Raw genomic sequence first — 3,300 nt, forward strand, 5'->3', positions numbered from 1 at the left:
ACCGACGTGGTGCCGGCCTCGCTGGTCGAAAATCAGGGTATGATGTCGATCACCAACCTGATCGTGCGGCGCCGGTTCGGCAGCGACGGGCCGACCATCGCGCTGAACGCCCATGGCGACGTGGTGCCGCCGGGCGAGGGCTGGAGCCACGACCCTTATGGTGCCGAGATCGAGGGCGGGATGATGTACGGCCGGGGCGTGGCCGTGTCCAAGTCCGACTTCGCCACCTACACCTTCGCCCTTCTGGCCCTGAACGAGGTGGCTGACCGCCTGTCCGGCACGGTCGAGCTGCATCTGACCTATGACGAGGAGGCCGGCGGCAATCTCGGGCCAAAGCGCCTGCTCGAGACCGGGCTCAGCCGCCCCGACCTCGCGATCGGTGCCGGCTTCGCCTATTCGGTCGTCACCGCCCACAATGGTTGCCTCCACCTGGAGGTCGAGCTCCTGGGCCGCTCCGCCCATGCAGCGAGGCCGGATACCGGATTTGACGCGCTGGAGGCGGCGAACGGCGTGCTGACGGCGCTCTACGCCGCGCGGCGCACCCTGCAGGCCCGCCGCTCCAAGGTGAAGGGCATCACCAGCCCGACGCTCGTGGTGGGGCTGATCTCGGGCGGGATCAACACCAACGTGGTGCCGGACCGGATCGTGTTGCGCCTGGATCGGCGGATGATCCCGGAGGAACGCCCGGAGGACGTCGAGGCCGAGCTGCGCAAGCTCATCGAGAACGCGGTGGCGAAGTTTCCAGGCGTCAGCGTACGGATCCGCCAGATCCTGCTGGCCCGGCCGCTGACCCAGTTGCCCGGGGCTACGCGGCTGGTCGAGCGGCTCACCGCCCGGGCCAACGAGATCCTGGACACGCCGGTGACGGCCCAGGGCATCCCGCTTTACACGGACGGGCGGCACTACTCGGAAGCCGGCATTCCCTGTGTCCTGTACGGGGCGGGGCCGCGCGACCTGCTGGAAGCCAACGCGCACCGGGCCGACGAGCGGCTGGCGCTCGCAGACCTCCATGCGGCGACCCGGGTGATCGCGCATACGCTGGCGGACCTGCTCCGTGCTTGAACCATCCTCAGGTATGCATAATGGCAGTACCATCCTTACCAACTGTTCATGTGTCTTGACCGCTGATCAGGCTATGCGAAGAGTTCCTGGCGTCCCCCTCCTGAACTTCGAGCGGAACCCAGCCTCGTGAAGCGCATCAAGCTCTATTATTCGGCGATTCGTGCGCTGCTGATCGGGGTCCTGGCGACGAGCGGTGCCACCTATCTCCATCCGGAGGCACGGGCGCAGGACAACAGCATCGAACTCTCGCCGGAGGACGCGCTCTGGCTGGACGTGAAGGCCGCCGATACGCCGGCCGCCTATCAGAGCTATCTGGAGGCCTATCCGGTCGGGCGGTTCGCCAATCAGGCCTTCCGCCGGCTCGTCGAGTACAGCAAGCTCGGTCTGGCCGCCCTGGAGGACGATCTTCCCGGACCAGCGGCCGGCCCGGGGCTCTCGGGTGCACTCGCCGCCGCGGACCTCTATTGAGGCAACTGGTTCTTTAAGCGGCGGGCACCGGGAAAGGGGTACCGGATCAGGTGGTAACAAAGGCAGGTGGCGGCCGGCAGGGGGAGACGAGGGGTGCGGATGCGAGGTCGACGGCTCTGGATGCTGGCAGCGCTGCTGGCGTCGCTCGCCATGCCGGCCCAGGCCCAGGAGCGGCCCAAGGTCCTGACCTATGTGAAGCCCGCCGGTCGGCCTTCCCAGCCGATCGACCTGATCGTGGCACTGGCTCCGGAAACCGTTCGCGACCGGATCCGTACCAATCTGGAGCGTGCCGGCCTGCGGCTGCTCGACACTGACGACCCGCTGACGATCGCCGCCACTTATGCCGGGCGGGCCACGCCCTGGATCGACTGCGGCTGGATCTTCAGCTTCGAGCAGGGCCAGCGCGCCTCGCCCAGGCGGGTGGGCGGTGCCGCCGAGGATGCGACCATCACGGTGCGGCGCGGCGACCAGGAATATGTGATGCGCCGCGAGGTCACACTGGACGGTCTGCTGGGCGTGACGGTCGCCGAGACCAGCGGCGGCTCCCGGGTCACCGGCCTTGCCACCTATGTGGTCACCCGCACGGTCGTGGCGCCCGACGGGGCCCGCGAAGTGTCGCTCATCGACTTCCGCTCCGGTGAGACCGGCGCTTTCGACAAGGGCACCACCTGCCTGCCGACCGGCCAGTTCGAGCGCCTGGTCACGCAGGGACTGCCGCGGGCACGCTGAGCTGCACCGGCCGCCGGACCGCCCGCCCGTGCATCGCCGCCTCCAGGATCGCGGCACCCATCTGCCGGCCGATCCAGCGCCAGTCATAGAGTTCCGCTGTGGCGGCCGCCGCCTTGGCCATCGCGGCATGGCCGGCCGGATCCAGCTCGACCAGCCGCAGGAGCGCCTCCTGCAGCCCGTCCGGCCGGTCGTGCGGGTAGAGCAGTGCCTCGCGCCCGTCCTGGACGATCTCGGCCAGGGCCGGCAGGTCCGGGGCGATCACCGGCCGGCCGAAGCCCAGTGCCAGCATCAGCGTGCCCGAGGTGAGGATCGTCCGGTAGGGCAGCACCACTGCATCCGCCGCGGCCAGCAGCCGGTCGACCTCGGCTGCCGGCACGAACCGGTCGTGCAAGATGATCCGTGCCTGCACCGAGGCCGGCAATGCAGCCAGGACGGGACCCAGCGGCACGATCTGCTTGCCCGCGATCACGAGGCGCAGGCAGGCTGGCGCCTGGGCAAACGCGGAAAGCAGTGCGCCTGCCCCCTTGTAGGCGTCGAGCCGGCCGAACAGGAGCAGGACGAGGTCGTTGCCGGCGAACCCCTGGCGGATCCTGGCCCCGTCCCGATCGGTGCCGCGCGGGTCGTGGACCGGACGGTAGTTGCCGTGCGGCAGCACCACGGGCTGGGCCGGCGCCAGCTCCAGTTCGGTCCGAATCGCGCGCAGCGCGGCCAGCGAATGAACATGGACCCGGTCGGCCAGCCTGGCCAGCGTGTGGCGCAGGGTCCGGTCCAGCTCGGGATGGCTGCCGACATGCGAGCTCTGGTTGTGCACCGACCAGAACAGCGTGCCGCCGCGCCCGGTGAAGTCCTCGGCCTTGGCCAGGAACTGGTGGACCGCCGTCGTCGCCGCTTCCGGGTCGGCCAAGTGGCGGTGCAGCACGTCCTCCCAGTGCAGGTGGAACACGACCTGCCGCCCGGGCGGGGCGTGGTCGAGCAGCCGCAGCGCGTCGTCAATCGTGCCGGCACGCGGGTGCAGGTGGGCGAGCTGCCGGTAGAGCAGTT

4 protein-coding genes are annotated in these 3,300 nt (G+C 69.7%); 3 read left to right on the top strand and 1 reads right to left on the bottom strand.

The features are described 5' to 3' along the window. From EQG76_RS08860 to EQG76_RS08870, 3 genes are all read left to right on the top strand, one after another. Positions 1 to 1,062, top strand: a 1,062-nt coding sequence (locus EQG76_RS08860; protein ID WP_159712560.1) for a M20/M25/M40 family metallo-hydrolase, incomplete at its 5' end; no start/stop codon positions are given. A gap of 126 nt (positions 1,063 to 1,188) precedes the next feature. Continuing rightward, positions 1,189 to 1,530, top strand: coding sequence for a hypothetical protein (locus tag EQG76_RS08865; protein WP_159712562.1), 342 nt, complete (start codon positions 1,189 to 1,191; stop codon positions 1,528 to 1,530). 99 nt (positions 1,531 to 1,629) lie between these two features. Next, positions 1,630 to 2,259: a hypothetical protein gene (locus EQG76_RS08870; protein ID WP_159712564.1), complete on the top strand. Its 630-nt coding sequence runs from the start codon at positions 1,630 to 1,632 to the stop codon at positions 2,257 to 2,259. Here EQG76_RS08870 and EQG76_RS08875 read toward each other — a convergent pair. Then, the coding region (locus EQG76_RS08875) for a glycosyltransferase (RefSeq protein ID WP_159712566.1) at positions 2,231 to 3,300 on the bottom strand (1,070 nt) is incomplete at its 5' end. The genes EQG76_RS08870 and EQG76_RS08875 overlap by 29 nt on opposite strands.

It is taken from the genome of Geminicoccus flavidas (assembly GCF_009806515.1).
In the GTDB taxonomy this organism is placed as follows: Bacteria; Pseudomonadota; Alphaproteobacteria; order Geminicoccales; family Geminicoccaceae; genus Geminicoccus; species Geminicoccus flavidus.

What these genes read in the sequence shown, in the direction of transcription:
- EQG76_RS08870 (WP_159712564.1), top strand. Translation starts at nt 1,630, where the DNA reads ATGCGAGGTCGACGGCTCTGGATGCTGGCAGCGCTGCTGGCGTCGCTC.